The 17,075-nt window shown below is 71.0% G+C and carries 15 protein-coding genes; 7 read left to right on the forward strand and 8 right to left on the reverse strand.

The window, feature by feature from the left end; genetic code table 11:
• Nucleotides 1–53: 53 nt before the first annotated feature.
• From ACZ303_RS25075 to ACZ303_RS25090, 4 genes are all read right to left on the reverse strand, one after another.
• A complete protein-coding gene (locus tag ACZ303_RS25075) occupies nt 54–584 on the reverse strand; it encodes a glycine-rich domain-containing protein (protein ID WP_467342559.1) in 531 nt (176 codons plus the stop codon).
• A gap of 59 nt (nt 585–643) precedes the next feature.
• Nucleotides 644–1,882, reverse strand: a complete 1,239-nt coding sequence (locus ACZ303_RS25080; protein ID WP_467342681.1) for a hypothetical protein — start codon at nt 1,880–1,882, stop codon at nt 644–646.
• A 91-nt stretch (nt 1,883–1,973) separates the two neighbouring features.
• The gene (locus ACZ303_RS25085) at nt 1,974–2,144 is read right to left on the reverse strand and encodes a hypothetical protein (RefSeq protein WP_467342560.1); all 171 of its coding nucleotides are present in this window, start codon (nt 2,142–2,144) and stop codon (nt 1,974–1,976) included.
• A gap of 174 nt (nt 2,145–2,318) precedes the next feature.
• A complete protein-coding gene (locus ACZ303_RS25090; RefSeq protein ID WP_467342562.1) occupies nt 2,319–3,275 on the reverse strand; it encodes an endonuclease/exonuclease/phosphatase family protein in 957 nt (318 codons plus the stop codon).
• A gap of 285 nt (nt 3,276–3,560) precedes the next feature.
• Between ACZ303_RS25090 and ACZ303_RS25095 the strand changes: the two genes are divergently transcribed.
• Complete coding sequence (locus ACZ303_RS25095; protein ID WP_467342564.1) at nt 3,561–4,106, forward strand: DUF4232 domain-containing protein; 546 nt, start codon at nt 3,561–3,563, stop codon at nt 4,104–4,106.
• 27 nt (nt 4,107–4,133) lie between these two features.
• Here ACZ303_RS25095 and ACZ303_RS25100 read toward each other — a convergent pair whose 3' ends face one another.
• A complete protein-coding gene (locus tag ACZ303_RS25100; protein WP_467342566.1) occupies nt 4,134–5,123 on the reverse strand; it encodes a helix-turn-helix domain-containing protein in 990 nt (329 codons plus the stop codon).
• 171 nt (nt 5,124–5,294) lie between these two features.
• On the opposite strand from ACZ303_RS25100, the gene ACZ303_RS25105 reads away from it, so the two are divergent.
• Nucleotides 5,295–6,563 carry an alpha/beta hydrolase family protein gene (locus ACZ303_RS25105; RefSeq protein ID WP_467342567.1) on the forward strand — a complete coding sequence of 423 codons (1,269 nt, stop codon included), beginning with the start codon at nt 5,295–5,297 and terminating at the stop codon, nt 6,561–6,563.
• 30 nt (nt 6,564–6,593) lie between these two features.
• Here the strand turns inward: ACZ303_RS25105 and ACZ303_RS25110 are convergent, their stop codons facing one another.
• Nucleotides 6,594–7,265 (reverse strand): IclR family transcriptional regulator, encoded by a 672-nt coding sequence (locus tag ACZ303_RS25110; RefSeq protein WP_467342569.1) that lies wholly within the window; start codon nt 7,263–7,265, stop codon nt 6,594–6,596.
• Between the two features lie 473 nt (nt 7,266–7,738).
• Between ACZ303_RS25110 and ACZ303_RS25115 the strand changes: the two genes are divergently transcribed.
• From ACZ303_RS25115 to ACZ303_RS25125, 3 genes are all read left to right on the forward strand, one after another.
• The gene (locus ACZ303_RS25115; protein ID WP_467342570.1) at nt 7,739–8,947 is read left to right on the forward strand and encodes a cytochrome P450; all 1,209 of its coding nucleotides are present in this window, start codon (nt 7,739–7,741) and stop codon (nt 8,945–8,947) included.
• 5 nt (nt 8,948–8,952) lie between these two features.
• Nucleotides 8,953–9,045 (forward strand): hyalucidin A family RiPP precursor, encoded by a 93-nt coding sequence (locus tag ACZ303_RS25120; RefSeq protein WP_467342572.1) that lies wholly within the window; start codon nt 8,953–8,955, stop codon nt 9,043–9,045.
• Between the two features lie 61 nt (nt 9,046–9,106).
• On the forward strand, nt 9,107–10,333 hold the full coding sequence (locus ACZ303_RS25125; protein ID WP_467342574.1) for a cytochrome P450: 1,227 nt from the start codon (nt 9,107–9,109) through the stop codon (nt 10,331–10,333).
• A 48-nt stretch (nt 10,334–10,381) separates the two neighbouring features.
• Here ACZ303_RS25125 and ACZ303_RS25130 read toward each other — a convergent pair whose 3' ends face one another.
• Nucleotides 10,382–14,098 (reverse strand): NACHT domain-containing protein, encoded by a 3,717-nt coding sequence (locus ACZ303_RS25130; RefSeq protein ID WP_467342576.1) that lies wholly within the window; start codon nt 14,096–14,098, stop codon nt 10,382–10,384.
• A gap of 341 nt (nt 14,099–14,439) precedes the next feature.
• Between ACZ303_RS25130 and ACZ303_RS25135 the strand changes: the two genes are divergently transcribed.
• Nucleotides 14,440–14,811 (forward strand): hypothetical protein, encoded by a 372-nt coding sequence (locus ACZ303_RS25135; protein ID WP_467342578.1) that lies wholly within the window; start codon nt 14,440–14,442, stop codon nt 14,809–14,811.
• Between the two features lie 66 nt (nt 14,812–14,877).
• Nucleotides 14,878–15,582, forward strand: coding sequence for an NADPH-dependent F420 reductase (locus tag ACZ303_RS25140; RefSeq protein WP_467342580.1), 705 nt, complete (start codon nt 14,878–14,880; stop codon nt 15,580–15,582).
• A 734-nt stretch (nt 15,583–16,316) separates the two neighbouring features.
• Here the strand turns inward: ACZ303_RS25140 and ACZ303_RS25145 are convergent.
• Complete coding sequence (locus ACZ303_RS25145) at nt 16,317–17,069, reverse strand: GAF and ANTAR domain-containing protein (RefSeq protein ID WP_467342581.1); 753 nt, start codon at nt 17,067–17,069, stop codon at nt 16,317–16,319.
• Between the last annotated feature and the right edge of the window lie 6 nt (nt 17,070–17,075).

Here is a 17,075-nt window from a genome sequence, read left to right on the forward strand (position 1 = left end):
TCCAGGAGTTCGAAGAGTCTCCCGCGGGGGGAGCGATGCCCGGGTGGGGCGGGCTATGCCGTTTCCAGAGGTTCGGCCGCTTCCAGCGGTTCCAGCGCGGCGATGTCCTCCAGCGACATGCTCATGCGCTCGTGGAGGAAGCGCACGATCGTCCAGTGCGGCAGGGCGCCCTCGTCGAACGGGCCGAAGGCCGCGCAGTACAGGGGTATCCAGCGCAGCGCCTCCTCGATGGCCTGCTCCCGGCCCGGCTCCTGCTGGTAGTCCTCGTAACCGATGCTGCGGTGGTGGATGAAAAACCGGCCCGGCAGCCGTTCCTCGCACAGCTGCTGGTACTCGCGCGTCTGGAGGATGAGGTAGTGCCAGATCTCGTCGATGTCCTGCTCGACCGGCAGGAAGAGGCCACTGAGCCGCTCGCGGTGGCGGGAGACGAGGTAGAGGTACCGCAGGCATTCGAGGACCTGGCGTTCCGCGTGGGCGGGGGCCACGCCGGTCCTGGCGGTGGTGTATGCCACCACCTCGGTGTGGAGGCGCTCGCCGAGGAGAGCTGTCAGGTCGTCGGCGGACACGATGGGCTGCGTGGTCACGGTTCTCCTGTCCGGGTGGTGCGTCCGGCTGGTTCGTCCAGGTGGTGCGTACGGGTGGTTCAGAGGTCCTTGGCGAGCCAGGCGTACTTCCCGGACTTCCCGATGGGGATACGGGCGTGGTGTTCGAGCCGGCACCGGCGAGTGATCAGATCCTCGACGCCGTCCTCCAGCGCGGTGGCCTCCGCCGCGCCGAGGGGTTCGCCGTCGAATGTCGTGTACCGCAGCACGGCCTCGGTGTCGTCCGTCACCCGCAGTTGGTGGAGAAAGACGCGGGAGGAGACGGCGGCGACGCGTTCGTCGAGGTCGCCTTGGGCCACGGGCCCGTACGCGGTCGGCAGCAGTTCTTTCTCACGGCCGCAGAAACTGGAGATCCTGTCCGGGTCCGGGCTGCCGTCGAGGGTGCGGACGCAGTCTCCCGAGCGATATCGGATCAGGGGCATGTACGGATTCCGCACGCTCGTCACGACGAGGTGGTGGATGGTGCTGCCGGGTTCGACCGGAATGAGTTCGACGCTCATGTCGTCGAGATAGGGCCGGTAACGCCCGCGGCGGTCGCTGTAATAGAGGTAGCCCAGCTCCGTACTGCCGAAGAGGTCGATGACCGGGCAGGTGAAGTGCTGTCGCAGGAAACGCCGGACGTTGACCGGGGTGTATTCGTAGGCGTGGACGATGCTGGCGGGCTGCGGGAATTCGTCCCACAGACTCCACTGGGTCACCTTGCGTATGAGATGTGCCAGGTGGTAGCCGGAGCAGTCGAGGTGGTACAGGCCCTGCGGATGGGCCTGCTGGGCCGTCCGCATCTCCCGCAGCATCCGCTCGACCTCTTCGCGCTCCCAAAGGGCCGGGTCGAGCCGGAGGTTGACGTAGAAGGTGCGTTCGTCGAGCCGCCGGTCGGCGAGGGTCGGCACCGGGTCCGGCTCGGCCCCGCGCTTCTTCGCGTTGACGCGCGCGACGTGCTCGGTGGCCAGCACGGTGGTGAGGGAGACCCGTCGGCAGCCCTGCTCCCAGGTGGTGGAGATGTCGGGGTGCTCGCTCCACAGCCGGTAGTAGGAGTTGAGCAGGAAGTACGGCGGGCGAATGATCTGCATGCGGGCGTGGTTGGTGCCGGTGGAGAGCACGAACTCCGCCTCGCCGGCCGCCAGCGCCTCCGCGAGGCGGGGCGTCATCCAGTTGTCGGGGAACCCGCGGGCTATCTCGGGCTTTTCGAGCAGGGGGAAGTGCCCCCGCTCGATCGACGCCCGATAGATCGGGATGTCCCGTATCCGGTCGACGACGTCGGCGGACGGCTGACCATTCATTGCCACCTCGGGTGCTGCTCGGGAACCGGAGTGGGCCGCCGACGGGGAAACCGTCCTCGCGGCCCACTCCGCGGGGTCTACCGGACAGGGGTCAGGAGATACAGCCGGTCTTGGCCACGCTGATGCAGCCCGACTTGGCGACACTGATGCAGCCCGACTTGGTCACGCTGATGCAGCCGTCCTTGGCGGCGGTCGCGGAATTGGCCGCGACCCAGCCCTGCCACACGCTGTCCTGAGCCATCTTCTTGATGAGACTTTCCATTTCTGGACCTCCAAAAGTGAAGAATTCAGCAATGCATGTGCGCGGGGCGTTGCCCCATAAGACAGTAAAGGCATGGCCAAGAGAGTGTCAATGATTGATAATTTGACGACCTCTCAGTTGGCTCACTTTCGCCCCGCGAACTCTCAACTCCACTCAGCAGGAAGGGAGTTCGCGTCACAGACGCAGAAGAGCCTGGACCGGCAGGTGGTCGCTGGGGAACTCGCCCCGCTCCGCGTAGGTGTTGATGTCCGCCCGGACCGCGCGGACCGAGGGGGTGGCGAGGATCCAGTCGATGCGGTCACCGTCGGGCACCAGCGGGCGGTAGCCGTGGAACGTGCCGTAGAGCGGGCCGCGTTCGGCGGCCGCGTCCCAGGTGTCGGCGAGGAAACCGTCGCCCAGCAGGATGGCGTGGACCGGGTTGCGGTGGGCCGGGACGTTGAAGTCCCCCGTGACGATGAGCGGTAGCGCCGGATCCAGCCCGCGCAGCCGGCTGACGATCAACTGGGCGGAGCGTTCCCTCGCGTACTGGTGGAGGTGGTCGAGGTGGGTGTTGAGCGCGTGGAACCGCGCCCCGGTGCGGCGATCGGTGAAGCGGACCCACGTGGCCATGCGCACGATCGTGTTGCCCCAGGTGGCCGACCCGATCAGCAGCGGGGTGTCGGACAGCCAGAAGTGGTCGTATCCCTGGGCGTCGAGTCGGCGGGTGTCGTAGAAGATCGCGGCGTGCTCGTCCCGGCTGCCGCCCGCCCGTCCCAGACCGATCCACGCGTAGTGGGGACCGAGATCCTCGGCGATGTCGCGCAGTTGACCGTACAGGCCCTCCTGGGTACCGAGCAGGTGCGGTGCCTCGCGGCGGAGCAGGCGCCGCATGACCGGACGGCGTACGGACCAGGGGTGCGGGCCCTCCTCGGAGGCGTAACGGAGGTTGAAGGTCATCACGCGCAGTCCGCGGTGGGCGTCCGTCTCGTGCTCGGCCGGAGCGGGCTCGGTGGAGGCCGCGACCGAGCCCGGTCCGGTGACGTGGGGTACGCCCGCCGCCACCGTCACGGCCGTCGCGCGCAGCGCGGAGCGGCGGCTCAGCGGCGGCGTCCCGCCGCGCGGGTGTCCCGGAAGTGGAGCGGATGCGGTCACGGTGCCCCCAGGCGTCGCGGTACGGGCTCAACCGATGCTCGCGCAGGGGCGTACGAACCGCCAGGGTGGGTGACGCACGGCTTCACCCACCCGCGCCTCGCCCTGCACGGGCATCACGCAGCGTCTACACCTTCGAGTGAAAGGCGGTTGCCGTGCCGAGGGGAGGGAATAAGTGACGGCCGGTTTCTGTGGTGTTCACCCGCACGTCATGGGTAGGCGGCTCGTTGAACCCGCTCCGGACCGGACCGGGAGAGCGACATCAGCAGACCGTCGAAAGGACAACCCGTGATACGCCCCACCGCCACGAAGCTCGTCGCCACCGCTGCCGCCGTCGGCACGGCACTCGTCGTGACCGCGGGGGCGGGAGCCGCCCAGGCCGCGCCGACGGGAGCGCCCGCACCACAGAGGGTCGCCACATGCGGCACGCCCGACCTGCGGATCGGCTTCCACGAACGGCTCGGCGGCGGGATGAGCCACGCCGGCGGCACCCTTGAGCTGAAGAACACCTCCGACCACGTCTGCGCGCTGCGCGGCTACCCGGGCGTCGGACTGGAGAACGCCCACCACGCCTCGCTGCCCACCCGCACCGCGTGGGGCAGCACGTGGTACGCCGACGACCCCGGCAACAAGCTGATCCACCTCAAGCCGGGCGAGGCGGCGCAGGCCAACGTCGCCTGGACGCACTCCGGCACCGACGCCCAACAGGCCGACTACCTGCGGGTGACCCCGCCGGGCGCCACGACGTACCGGACCGTCCCGCTGGGCGACATCGTCGACTTCGGCGAGGTCCACATCACCGCGGTGGCCCACAAGGTCCCGGCGCGCGGCTGACCTCACACCCGTGCCGCGCGCCGGCGGTCAGCCGGGCACGCCCCGGCCTCCACCGTCGCGTCGACGGACGAGGAGGCTCCCCAGCGCGGTGCGCCGGTGCAGGACCGCCCGTCCGGCGCGGACCGTGGTGATCAGGCCGGCGCCGCGCAGCGCGGCGGCGTGGGCGGAAGCGGTGGCGTTACTGACGCCCAGACGCCGGGCGAGACCGCTGGTGGTGTGCTCCTCCGCGAGCAGGAGCAGCATGTCGGAGCGGGTTCGCCCGATCACCCCGGCCAGCGCGTCGTCCGTACCGCCCGCATCGGCCGGCGGAAGGGGCAGGCCCGGACCGGCGGGGTAGGTCAGGTACAGGGGGTTGTCGGGCAGGTCGGCGATGAGGGGATGACCGGTCCAGTGGAAGGTGGGCGCGAGCACCAGGCCGCGTCCCCGGAGCCTGATGTCCCGTTCGCCGGGCCCTTCGATCTCCCACACGCCCTCGCGCAGCCGGGTGCCGGGCAGAAGCGCGGTGAGTGCGGCACCGATCCCGTGCTCGGCCACGGACAGGGCGTGGCGGGTGAACTCCGACTGATGCAGGTCCTGCACCAAGGACCACACCGGGCGCAGCATGGTGTCGAAGGCCGTGTGCTGGGCCCGGCGGAGGAGCTGCCAGGCATCGGCGTCACCCCGGTGCAGATCGCGGATCCACAGCGGGGCCGGGGCGGCGTGCCCGGCGTAGACGCGCTCGATTTCCGAGCGGACCAGCTCCGGGGGCGAGGCCCGGACGGTGTCCAGCCCCTCCCTCAGATCGTCGCTGAACACATCGATGAACTTCGGGGCCACCGCCGCCGGGACCAGATCCCCCAGCGGCTCCACGGCGGCCGGCAAGGACCGCAGCACCCGGTGTCTCCAACGGCCGAAGAGCAGCCCGTCGTCACGACGGCACATCATCATCAGGGCCGTGTTCAGCTCCTGCAACGGGGCGGGCCGGGGAGCGAAGCGCACCCCCGCGAAGTCGGCGGCCGTGAAATGGATCCGGATCACTACTCTCCCCGCGGGCGTTCCGCCATCGTTTCGGGCACGGCCTGAACGATCGCCCGCGCTCACCCCTGGGCGTCAGCATTCGGCCATGCCCCTTCCATTCATTCAAGGGGCCGCCGAAAGGCACAAGGACTGATGTCACAGGGCCCTCAACCGGGCCGCGAGGGGAGAGCGATGAATCGCGAGAAGGCCGCCACCGGCAGAGACCGACGGACCGGCATCGGCCGGCGGACCGTCACCAAATCGGCCGCGCTGGCCGCCGCCGCGCTGCTCACCAGCGGCGGGACCGCGCAGGCACGGCCGGCGAGGGCGCGGGCCGCGGACGGCGTGACCGTGCGGTTGCCGGCGCCGACCGGACCGTACCCGACCGGCGTCACCACGCTGTATCTGGTCGACCCTGCCAGGCGCGACCCGTGGGAGCCGGCGATTCCCGTCCGCGAGGTGATGGTCACGGTGTTCTACCCGGCGCGCACGGTCCGCGGCCGCGCGATCGCACCGCAGATGACCGAGGACGCCGCGAGGGTGTTCACGGACTTCGGCCACGCGATGCGACCTGAGCTGCCGCCCGCGGGGGTGAACTGGGCGGCCACCATGACCCACTCGTACACGGACGCTCCCGCGCGGGCCGTACGACGGCCGGTGCTGCTGTACAGCCCGGGCGGCGGCGATCCGCGCGTCCTGGGCACCACGGTCGCCGAAGAGCTGGCGAGCCGCGGCTACGTGGTGGTGACCGTCGACCATCCCGGCGATGCCGGCGTGGTGGACTTCCCCCTCCCCAGGGAGGGCAGGGACAAGGCCCGGCCGAGCGTCTTCAGGGAGAACCCCCGAACGGTGCCGCCGCTCTTCCGCACCGCCATCGACACCCGCGTCGCCGACGTCCGGTTCGTGCTGGGCCGGCTGGAGGTACTGGCGGCCGGGCGCAACCCGGACGCGGCGGGACGCGCGCTGCCGGAGGGCCTCGGGCGTGCGCTGGACATGCGGCGGGTGGGCGTCTACGGCCACTCGGCGGGCGGCACCACCGCGGCCCAGGTGCTGTACGAGGACCGTCGCGTCGCCGCGGCGGTCAACCTGGAAGGCTATCTGGACTACGCGCCGGAGTCGCCCGGCGGGGAAGGGGAGCTGTTCCCCGTCGCCCGGTACGGGGTGGACCGGCCGTTGCTCCTGGTGGGTACCGAGGGCTTTCCCGACAAGCGGGAGTTGGAGCGTTCCTGGTCGGCCGTGCTCGCCCACTCGGGAGGGCACAGCGGCCGACGGCGGCTCGACGACGCCGCGCACGCGGTGTTCACCGACTACGCCGCTATGGCGCCGCAGTTGCAAGCCGCCGGGTTGATGACCGCGCGGGACCGGGATCACCTGGTCGGCGTGATCGACCCGGCCGTGTCGGTGCCCATGGTGCGCCACTGCGTGCGCTCGTTCTTCGCCCGGCACCTGCCGTCGCACTGACCGGCCGCGCGCCGCCGGTGACGAACCCGGTCACCGGCCGCCCAGCCCCGCGCTGATCGCCTTCCCCGCCCGCCCGGCGACATCGGCGAGCTGTTCCAGCTGGTGCGAGGGATCGGTCAGTATGCACAGGGCCGCCACCAGGGCACCGTCCGGGCCGTGCAACGGCACGGCCACGCAGCACACCCCCGTCACCACCTCCTCCCGGTCGAACGCGGCACCGCGGTCCCGGATCTCCGCCGCCTCCCGCCGCCAGGTGGCGGGCAGCGGGCCCAGGGGCAGGGCGGGGCGCGCCCCTGCCACCAGCACCTTGCCCGCCGCTGTGAACCACGGCCAGACCGCGCCGGTTCTCAGCGGGGCAAGTGTGGTGTCCTCACCGGGCGTCCAGTCCAGGACCAGCGTCTGCCCCTCCCACAGCACACTGATGCCCACCGCCATCCCCGTCGCGCCCACCAGCCGGCGCACCGGCTCCCTCGCGGCGTGCCGTAGCCGGGGATGCGGTTGCCACCCCCGCCCGAGCCGGAACATCCGTGGTCCCATCCGGTACCCCCCGCCGCACCGCTCGACCGCGCCCACTTCCACCAGTTGCTCCAGCAGCCGGTATGCCGTCGTCTTGGCCAGTCCGCACTCCGACGCCAGCCTCGTCACCCCGGCCTCCCCGGCCCGCTCCACCGCCCCCAGCAAGGCGAAGGCCCCCTCCAGCACACCCCGCCCACCTGCGCCCGGCGGGAACCCGGGCACGGACCCGTCGCCGGACAGACACCCGGGCGACCGGTTCAACGATCTCTTCAGCTGCCTCATCGATGAAACCCCCGTCTCGGATTCGCCGATTCGTGCGGGCACACCACTGTGTCCGACCGGCCAGGGCAGGACCCGGGACGGACCTCGAATCGGCAGCCCGGTTCCGCTACGGCGGGAGGCGGCGCCCGGACGCTTCCCTGCGCGCCGAGATCGTCCCGCGTCCCGGCCGGGCCGCCGGCAGCCACCCTGTTCCGCTGAGCGGAACAGGAGGCGACAGGCCGCCCTTGAGAGGAACACGCTGTCGCCGAGCGGCCCGGCAGCGCGGGAAACCGGCCCCGCGCGCTCACGGCCCGTCCGTACCTCTCCGTACCGCTCCGCACCTGTCCTCCGTACCGCTCCGCACCTGTCCGCACGTGCCCGTACGCAAGGGGGATGCCATGGTGCCGTCGTCCACCGGCGGAACGAACAGCGGCCCTGCGGCCCGGCGGCGCCGGTCGCCCGGGGACGCGGCCGTCTACCGGCACGACCCCTTGGCGTATCTGAGCGCGGAGTTCGACGCCACCCGTGACGTGTGGCGTTCCGCGTCGGGCGCAGTGTGCGTGGCCGGCCCGGAGGCGGCCCGGGAGGTGCTGGGCAACCGACGGGGGATGTTCGTCGAGACCTCCGACTTCTTCCACACCCGCGACGGGGTCTTCGGTCCCCGGCCGGCGCAGATCGCGATCGGTCGGGCGGCACGCGACCTGCTGCGCCGCCGACTCGACGCCCACCGGGCCGACCTGCCCCGCCTGGTCGGCGATCGGCTCGCGCCGATGAGCAGCTGGCCGGACGCGGGCAACCTGTTGGTCCACGAGCACCTGCGCGAGGTGCTGCTGCACCGGGACGCGCCCGCGCGGCTGCGTGAGGTGGTCGACGGGATCGTCACCCGGGCGGTGCTGGCCGGCGCGCGGGAGCGCCGGTCGGCGATGTCGCGCCTCGCGTTCCGCCGCCGGGCCACGCGCCTCCTGGTCCGGGAGATCCGGGCACGCCGGCGTGCCGGCGCCGACGCTGGCGGACCCCGTGACCTGCTCGACGTGACCGTCGTCGAGGCCGGGCCGTCGGCGGCCCCCGGCGAACTGGCCGAGGTCTACCTGTCGTTCCTGTTCGCGACGGTCGGCTCGATCGGCTTCGCCCTCGGCTGGTCGGTCTACTTCGCCGGTACGCACCCCGGCACCGACCGCGACGAACCGAGCTGGATCGTCCGCGAGGCGATGCGGCTCCGACCGGTCGCCTGGCTGTTCGCCCGCACGCCCAACGGCGCACACGACCTGGCCGGCGTCACCGTCGGCCCGCGGGACGAAGTGGCCGTGTGCTCGTACCTCGTGCAGCGCCATCCGCGCCACTGGGACCGCCCGGAGGAGTTCGTACCGCGCCGCTGGGCGGCGGCCGTACCCGATCCGGCCTTCATGCCCTTCGGGTTCGGGCCGCACACCTGCGCCGGCGCGACCGTGACGATGACGCTGCTGGAGGACCTGGTCCGCGTCATCACCCGCGACTGGCGGCTGTCGGTCACCACCACCGGCGACCGGTCGCCTCCGGGCCCCGCGCTGGCTCCGCCTCGCTTCACCGCGGAGCTGCACCACCGCCACGATCCTCCTGGGAGGAGGTGAACACCATGAGGAAGCTCTATCGCACCGCCTTGTCAGCCCTCAACATCCGGTCCAGCTACTCCATGCGCCACTTCTGGTACCTCTACCACCACATCTGATCGGTGCCCGCGCGGGGAGCCGCCGGCCGGCGGCTCCCCGTACACCGTGAGAGGCCACCCCATGACCAGTCCGCACCACCCCACCGACTTCCTGCACGACCTGCGTCTGCGCAGCGCGGCCGAGGGCGGCGTCTTCTGGATCGACGACGACCGGCTCGCCATCTTCGAGCCGGCCGCGGCGCGCCGGGTGAGCGGTGCGAACTGGCACCGTCATGTGATGCCCGACCGCCTGGCCGACATCGTGCGGCGACGCCACAGCCCACGGATACGGTGGACCCGCGTCCGCACCGCGTGGCTCACCCAGCTGCACAGGCTCACCACCGGCGAGCACAACGCCCGCATGATCGAGCGGATGGCGCGGATCATCGACGAGCGGCTCGGTGACGACGTCGACCTCGTCGCGCTCGCCCAGGAAGTCGCCATGCGGTCCATGCGGCCGGTCGCGCTGTGCGGTCTCACCCCTCGCGAAGCCGCCCTGATCGAACAGGACCTCCACCAGAAGCTGACGCGCCTGATCGACCATCGCCCCCGTGGCGGGCCGTGGCATCATCTGCGCTTCGCGGCCGTACAGTTCCGGGCCGGCCTCGTCGTCCGGCGGGTGCTGCGCGAACGCGCCTCCGGGCGCCGCCCCCGCGAGCTGGACCTCGCGGACCCGATCGTCGACCTGGTCCCGGAGCTCGGCGCGGACCGCGCGCTCGACGTGGTCACCTCGGTGCTCACCGCGATCGGCGGGCCGCCCGGCTCCGCGGCCACGAGCGTGCTGTACGAGCTCGCCCGCCACCCGGAATGGGCACGGCGGCTCACCGGCGAACTGCGGGCCGTGGACCCGGCCGTGTTCTGTGCCGCGCCGATGAAGGCGGCTCCGGTCACCCACCGGTTCGTCAAGGAGGTGTTGCGCATGTGGAGCCCGCCGCTGCTGCTCGTGCGGCGCTCGCGGTGCTCCTTCGATCTCGGTACCACCCGGCTGGAGAGCGGGAACGGTTATCTGCTGAGCCCCCATCTGATCCACCGGGACCCGCGGTTCTGGCAGCGGCCCGACACCTTCGACCCGGACCGTTTCCTGCCCGGCGCGCCCCACGGGCCGGCCGACCGGGGGCATTACGTGCCGTTCGGGTGGGCGCCGAAGAAGTGCGTCGGCGCCGACATCGGCACGATCCAGCTGATGGCCCTGTGCCGCCTGATGTGCACCCGCTACCGCCTCGACGTACCGGACGCGGGGTCGATCACCATGACGTACCGCTTCGCGCCCGTGCCCCAGCGGTTCCGCGGCCGGCTCACCCTCAGGTGAGCCGCGGTCCGCCGGGGCCCGGAAGGCGCCCGGGCGCCCGCGGACCGGTCAGCCGCTCCGGTGCCCGGGGGCGTCCGTGTCCTCGGGGTTGACGTCGCGGGCCCGGTCGCCCATCTGGTCCCAGAACCGGCGCAGGCCGGCGACCGGTACCTTGCGCTGCCACGGAGCCTCCCGGCGGAACCGCAGGAAGAGCCACGACCTGGGCTGCCACGCCCTCAACAGGTCCTGCTGATGCAGGCAGAAGACCTCACTGAACTCCACTCGCAGGTTCTCCACCTTGGCCGGGTAGGGGCACATCCTCATCCCGCACTCGTCCGTGCAGTTGCTGCCCGGTTGTGAGCTGCGCTCCACCGCGCGTACCGGGTCCAGCCGTGTGCGGTCCCTGCTGAGGCACGCGGGGAGCCTGCAGCTCTCCGGGCAGCAGAGCTCGAGGAGACGGAAGAGGTCCTTCGGGCGGTAGCCACGCTCGCCGAGCACGGCCAGCACCAGGACGTCCGCCAGGAGCTGTTGGGCCGCGGGGTCCAGGGTGCTCCACCCGGTGGACGGCGGGATCCAAAGGTTGTGGACCCGTTGCTCTCCGGGACTGCTCACCTCGGTGCCCACCTCGGAGGCCACACCGGCCTCGTCGATCCACAGGAACCGCTCGGGGCGACGGGTCTGCAGCGCGCGGACCGCCAGCTTGCCAGCCGCCGCGACCAACGGGTGCTCCCGCTGCCCGTCGGCGAGCGCCAGCCACTCCCGCACCTGCCCCCTCGGGTCGGCTCCGTGCCCGCGGAGCGGCTGGTCCGCGTGCACGTCGTCGGGCAGGCTCCACAGGGTCAGGGCGTGCAGGAGCGTCATCCGGGTGTACCAGAAGGTGCTCCGCCTGAGCATGTCCTGGGCCTGCTTGACGAGGAACTGCCGGGCCTCCTTGTCGGAGTGGGGGCAGAGCCGCCGATTGGCGGCGAACTTGAACCCCTGCGCGAGCGAGACCCCCAGAGCCAGCCTGTTGCCCTGGCCCATCGTCTCGTCCGGCGCGTCCGCCGTGCCGATCGCCTTGGCTATCCATCGCTCCAGGTCATCGCGGGGGCTGCCGAGATGACGCGACATCATGGCGCTGTCGACGAGCATGGGCAGCGCCCAGGCGCACATGGTGTTGGCGTACCACTTCTCCCTCTCGACCAGGGCCTCCGCCTCGGCGGCCATGCGTTCGTACCGTTCCTTCCGCCTTTCCAGCAACCGCACCACCGCGCGCCGTTCCCGGTCCCCCTGCCCCTCCACCCAGTCGAGGAAGGGTTGCCGGGCGGGTTCTTCACCGGGTGGCTTCGGGGGGCGGCCGTCGCTGACCACGTGCTGGGGGCACTCCAGGTGCTCGTACAGAGCGAGCGCCTTGTAGGCCTGCTCGCCACCGCTTCCCGCTTCCTGCGCGATCGCGGCCCGTACGCGGTAGTCCGGTTCGCACCTGCCGATCTCGAAGAGGGTCTCGTACGCCCATGTATTGCTCCCGGCGACGGCGACGCGCCGGGCCGCCGCCCCGCACTGCCCCACCAGGGCGACCTTCGCCTCGCGCAGCGCCTCGGGGTCCTGGCCCCATCCGAACTCCGTCCAGTGTTTCCTGATCTCGCCGAAGAGTTCGTTCTGCCGCGGCTCGGCGTCGACGCTGTCGATCTCCACGGCGGCTCCGTAGATCCTGAGCGCCCTCAGCCGCGCACTGCCCCGATCGTCGTGACTCCGGGCGCCGAGGCCGGCCGCGGGGCCCCGCCGGGAGAGTTTCTCGGCCCGCATCGCCTCCTCCAGCAGTTGGCCGGCCTCCTCCCGCAAGAGGTCACGCATGATGGAGACCGAACAGGACCCGGTCGAATCCATCTGCCGGTAGCCGCACCTGCACCGGCCGTCGAGCGAACGGGAGTGCAGGGTGAAGGCGATGAGGAGTTCTCGTCCGCCCTGCCGCAGCGCCTGGCGGATGTGTTCCTTGGTGAGCTGGGCCAGGAGCGGCACCGAATCCACGCACAAACCGAAGGCCGGTGACTGTCTCACCGGGCTGCCGAGCACCCTCGCCAGGAAGCGGGACCCGAGATACGCCTGCATGACACTGTGCTGGAAACGGGCCTTCCGTCCGTACTCATGCACCAGCCCCATCCGGGCACCCCATGTCGCGGCAAGCCGGAGATCGGTCCGGAGACCTTCCAGGCATTGCTTCCCCGCGTCCGCCGAGCCGTCCGGGGAGGACTCCTGGCACACCGACGCGCCATCGGGCTCCTGCGAACTCCGCGCCCGTCTCAGGCCGTCCAGCTGGTATTCCAATTCCGCGGCGACGCGTCTGTTCCATTCGTCGTTGCACGGCACCCGCGTGTTTCCACTGCCGGTCTCCGAGTCGCTGTCCTGGTCTCCGCCGATGCGGGGGTCGAGTTCCCACAGCCCCACTTCCGCGCGGTCCGACGCCAGTCCGATGCAGGCCAGCGCGGAGATGTGGGACACCACCACCGACCTCGTGTCACGGTCTATGGGCAGCTCCGGGTGGACGTCCCCGTCGACGAGCGCGTCGAGCCACGTCTCCATGAGGTCGCCCCGCAGCTCCCAGGTGTCGTGGAGCGTCGGATCCGTCGTTCCCCCTTCCGTCCACAGTGGCTCCAGGAGGTCCCTGCGGTGCAGATCCCTGGCGATCTGGAGATAAATGGGCGACTCCGACATCCTCGCGACTTCCACGACCCGGTCGAGGAGGAGGGAGTCCGAGCGCCAGCTGCCGCTGCGGGCTATGTATTGCAACGCCGCCTCCGCGCTCAGCGGCTCCAGTTCCGTCATGGCCGCCTGCATCGCACGCAGCGGTTCGTGCGGCCGGGAAGCGATGACCAGCGGCAGCCCTTCCTCGCCGGCCTTGCGTATCGCCTTGCGGATCAGGTTGTCGCGCTGACCACTCGCGTGGTTCCGGCTGAGCGTCTCCTCCAGGCCGTCCCCGAGCACCACGATCCGGTCGGCCCGCTGCCGGAGCCACCGCCAGATCCGGTCGACCTCACCGTCCGACCGCACCACCGGCTGCACGATCTCCTGGAACCGCTGGCGGGCCAGTTCGCAGAAGTCCAGGTTGTCCCCCTGGGCGTCGCGCAGCCGTACCGGAATGGGGACGGCGCCCTTGGCCGCGAGTTTCTCGGCGAGACGCACCAGCAGCGCGGTTTTGCCCGCCCCGACATTGGCGACGACGATATGCGGGCGGCGGGCCTTGCGGTCCCGGAGATTATTCATGATCGCGTTGCAGAGCTGGTCGCGCCCGACCACCTCGTCCATGAGGCTGCCCGCCGTCTGTACGAAGCTGCCGGCTTCCTTCCTCGCCTTACGTGTGCAGAATCTGCGGACCCGTCCGAGCCGCCAGGCCAGGAACAGCAGGCTCGAAATGGCCAGCAGGAGCACCGGCATCACCACTCCGTTGGCCGCGCCGCACGAGGTCCCGATCTTCGAACAGGCCTTGTCCGGGTTGAACGCCCCCCACCACCAGCCGTTGTCCTTCGCACCGGTGTCGTTGAAGAAGATCGCGACCACAAGGCCCCTGAGCGCCCAGATGACGAACACCGCGGCGAGGACACCGAAGGCCAGGATCACCACGGTCGTCACGAACGGATTCCGCCACCGTCTCGCGTGGGTGATGCCCCGATGCAGCAACCACCAGGTCCGCAGCACCCTGACAGCGGCGTCGAAGGGCCGCCGCAAGTGCGCGATCCTCTCCCGGAAGAACCCACCCTCCGGTGGGCCGGTGACGATCCTGACCTTGGGCCGGTGGAGTTCGTTCGCCATGGACACCAGCTCCGTACGCTGCGGTGATCGCTGCGGTGAGGAGCGGGCGCGCGCGGGACGGGCCGAGGGACCGACCGGAATTCCCCCTTGCGTGCCCTTGCCCGGCCGTACACCGACGCTCCGATGCGGGATGTCGAGGAATTCCCCTTCCTTCCACAGCTACCACCCCTTGCCCGACCGCGCCACCGGGCCCGGGGTAGGGCCGGTGGCGCGAAGAACCTTCAATCCGCAATCACTTTGCCCTCCGCGCCATGGCGGAGCGGCACTCCACCGAGCGGCGGGTACGACAACGGATCGACGGCATGCCGCCGATGGCGTAATCGACGGGATGGGTGCCGGAAATGGACGTCACCGACGAACCGCACCGCCGACAGGCCCACACCTGGGACATCGACGTGAAACCCCTCGGCATCACCGTCGCCACCATCAACCCGGGCCCCTACCAGACCGGCTTCAACGACCGCATGGGCGAATCCCTGCGCACCTGGTTCGACCCCACCGCGACGATCAGCACGGCCGACGGCATGGACGTCGAACTCACCGACAGCTACGAGAAGATGACCGGTGAACAGCAGAAGGGTCCCGAGGAGATCATCCAGCTGTACGTCGACGTGGTGGAGGCGGAGTCCGGCCTCTTCCGCAACTTCCTCCCCGCCGACCGTGTCGACGGCGTCAAAGAGATCCAGGCGGAGGCGTGGACGCGCCCTCAGTGACACCCCGGTCGAGGACGACGCCCGAGGGGAGCCGGGAGCTGGAATAGAGCCCGTACCCCTGAGGTTGTGGCCAGGCACGACACACGGTCGCATGCCTCTGGAAGGACTCCCATGAAGATCGGCATCATCGGCGCCGGCAACATCGGCGGCAACCTCACCCGCCGGCTCACCGCCCTCGGCCACGACGTCTCCGTCGCCAACTCGCGCGGCCCCCACACCCTCACCGAGCTCGCCGAGGAGACCGGCGCCACGCCCGTCACCGTGGCCGAGGCCGCGCGCGGCGCCGCCGTCGTGGTGGTCACCGTGCCCCTCAAGGCCGTGCCGGACCTGCCGTCCGGGCTGTTCGACGACGCCGCGGAGGGCGTCGCCGTCATCGACACCAATAACTACTACCCCAAGGAAAGAGACGGCCGGATCGCCGCCATCGAGGGCGGCCTGCCGGAGAGCCGCTGGACCGAGCAGCACATCGGTCATCCGGTCATCAAGGCGTTCAACGGCGTCTACGCCCAGGACATCCTCGACGGGCCGCAGCCCGTCGGCCACCCGGAGCGGATGGCCCTGCCGGTGGCGGGTGACGACGAGGCCGCCAAGGCGGTGGTCCGCGACCTCGTCCACGAGCTCGGTTTCGACACCGTGGACGCCGGCGGCATCGACGAGTCCTGGCGCCAGCAGCCCGCCACCCCCGTCTACGGCCTCCGAGCCGGCATCGAGGCCGTCACCAAGGCCCTCGCCGAGGCGTCGCCCGAACGGCCGCAGGCACACCGGGCGTAGCGGAGACACCGGGGCGTCCGGCTGCCGATGGAGAGCACGCCCACCCCTGACGCTACCCGTGCCGGGGTCGTCAGCCGGTGGGGTCGGTGGGCCTGCCGTGCTGCGATGCGCGCAGACTCACCACGTCGTGGAGGAAGGCGCCGACGGCGGGCCGCCCTGCCGGATCGGCACGCGGCGGCCACACGGCCGTTGTCCGGTTTCCATGCCTTGTCCGCCCCCGCCGGGGCGTCTAGCCTCCACCACGAAGCCAGGCAGCCACGCTGCCCGGCCCGGCTCTCCCGGACCCCGAGGCCGCGTGCCCACAAGGACGGCCGGAGACCGCGTTTTCCGCAGCGCGCGCTCCCCGGCTCCCGCCCTTCCCGGCCTGTCCGCCAGGGGCCTCCCAGCGCCCTGATGCGTCCCTGCCGACCAGGAAGGGCGGATCGCGCCGGAGGCGGGGAAAGGAGCCCTGCCCTCCAGCGTCCGGCCGCCGCCAGTGCCGGTTCTCCTCCTGGCGGCGGCCGGATCCCTCCCGCAGCATGCGGCGACAACTCTTCCAAGCACAGTGCGGCGGCCGTCGCGAGACGGCAACCCTGTTCTCCGCTTCCCGCACACAGCCGTCACGACCGGAATCCGCGATACAGACCGATTCCGAGCGAGCCGAACCCATCGCCGGCGCGAGCGCTTCGCGTCTGCGCCAGGCCCGGTCGCGCCCCGATCACCAACTGGCGGAGCCACGACCTTCGCGGCGGAAGTCAGCCGGATTCCCGGGCCCGGGCGGCGATGATGCCGGCGAGGGCGGTGATGTCGAAGGTGCCGCGGGCGATGTCACGGCAAAGCTCGCTCATGGGGATGCCGTCCTTGCGCGAGCGTTCCTGAAGGACTCGGAACGCCTCGGCGGTGTCGATCTGCCAGCGTTCGGCAACGACGTTCACCGCCTGCTCGGTCAAGGACCGGCTGGTACGCGCGGCGAGAAGCTGGTCGGTGACCAGGTCGGCGAGACCCACCTGCCGGTGGGAGAGCAGTCCGACGGTGGCGATGTCCGCCAGGGCCTGTGCCGTGCGCAGCTCCGCCTGCCCCAGGGCCGTCGGGGTGGTGCGCATCAGGTTGAGGGCTCCGATGACACGGCTGCGCAGGCGCAGGGGGACTGCGTACAGGGAGCGGTAGCCGTGGCTGAGGGCCAGGGGGGTGAAGCGGGGCCAGCGGGTTTCGGTGGCCAGGTCCGGGGCGCTCTGGGGCTCGCCGGTGCGGTAGCAATCCAGGCAGGGGCCCTGGTCGGACTGGATCTCCCGGAGTTCCAGCTCGCGGGTTTGATCACTGGACGCACCGATGACCATCAGATTGCCATGGGGGTCGGTGATCATCACTCCGCTGGAGTGCACGTCCAGCAGGTCCACGCAGTGCATCGTCAGAGTGGTCAGCAGTTCGACCACGTCGAAGTCGTCGACCAGCGTGTCCGCCAGCTCCACGAACGCCCGTGCCAGTCGTTCTTCCCGTGATGGACCCATACCACC

The organism is Streptomyces sp. NPDC023527, from assembly GCF_055560115.1.

Bases quoted from the DNA above. Each gene is read 5' to 3' on its own strand.
- ACZ303_RS25080 (WP_467342681.1), bottom strand. From the start codon at position 1,882: ATGAATGGTCAGCCGTCCGCCGACGTCGTCGACCGGATACGGGACATC.
- ACZ303_RS25085 (WP_467342560.1), bottom strand. From the start codon at position 2,144: ATGGAAAGTCTCATCAAGAAGATGGCTCAGGACAGCGTGTGGCAGGGC.
- ACZ303_RS25105 (WP_467342567.1), top strand. From the start codon at position 5,295: ATGAATCGCGAGAAGGCCGCCACCGGCAGAGACCGACGGACCGGCATC.
- ACZ303_RS25115 (WP_467342570.1), top strand. From the start codon at position 7,739: ATGGTGCCGTCGTCCACCGGCGGAACGAACAGCGGCCCTGCGGCCCGG.
- ACZ303_RS25120 (WP_467342572.1), top strand. From the start codon at position 8,953: ATGAGGAAGCTCTATCGCACCGCCTTGTCAGCCCTCAACATCCGGTCC.
- ACZ303_RS25125 (WP_467342574.1), top strand. From the start codon at position 9,107: ATGACCAGTCCGCACCACCCCACCGACTTCCTGCACGACCTGCGTCTG.
- ACZ303_RS25130 (WP_467342576.1), bottom strand. From the start codon at position 14,098: ATGGCGAACGAACTCCACCGGCCCAAGGTCAGGATCGTCACCGGCCCA.
- ACZ303_RS25135 (WP_467342578.1), top strand. From the start codon at position 14,440: ATGGACGTCACCGACGAACCGCACCGCCGACAGGCCCACACCTGGGAC.
- ACZ303_RS25145 (WP_467342581.1), bottom strand. From the start codon at position 17,069: ATGGGTCCATCACGGGAAGAACGACTGGCACGGGCGTTCGTGGAGCTG.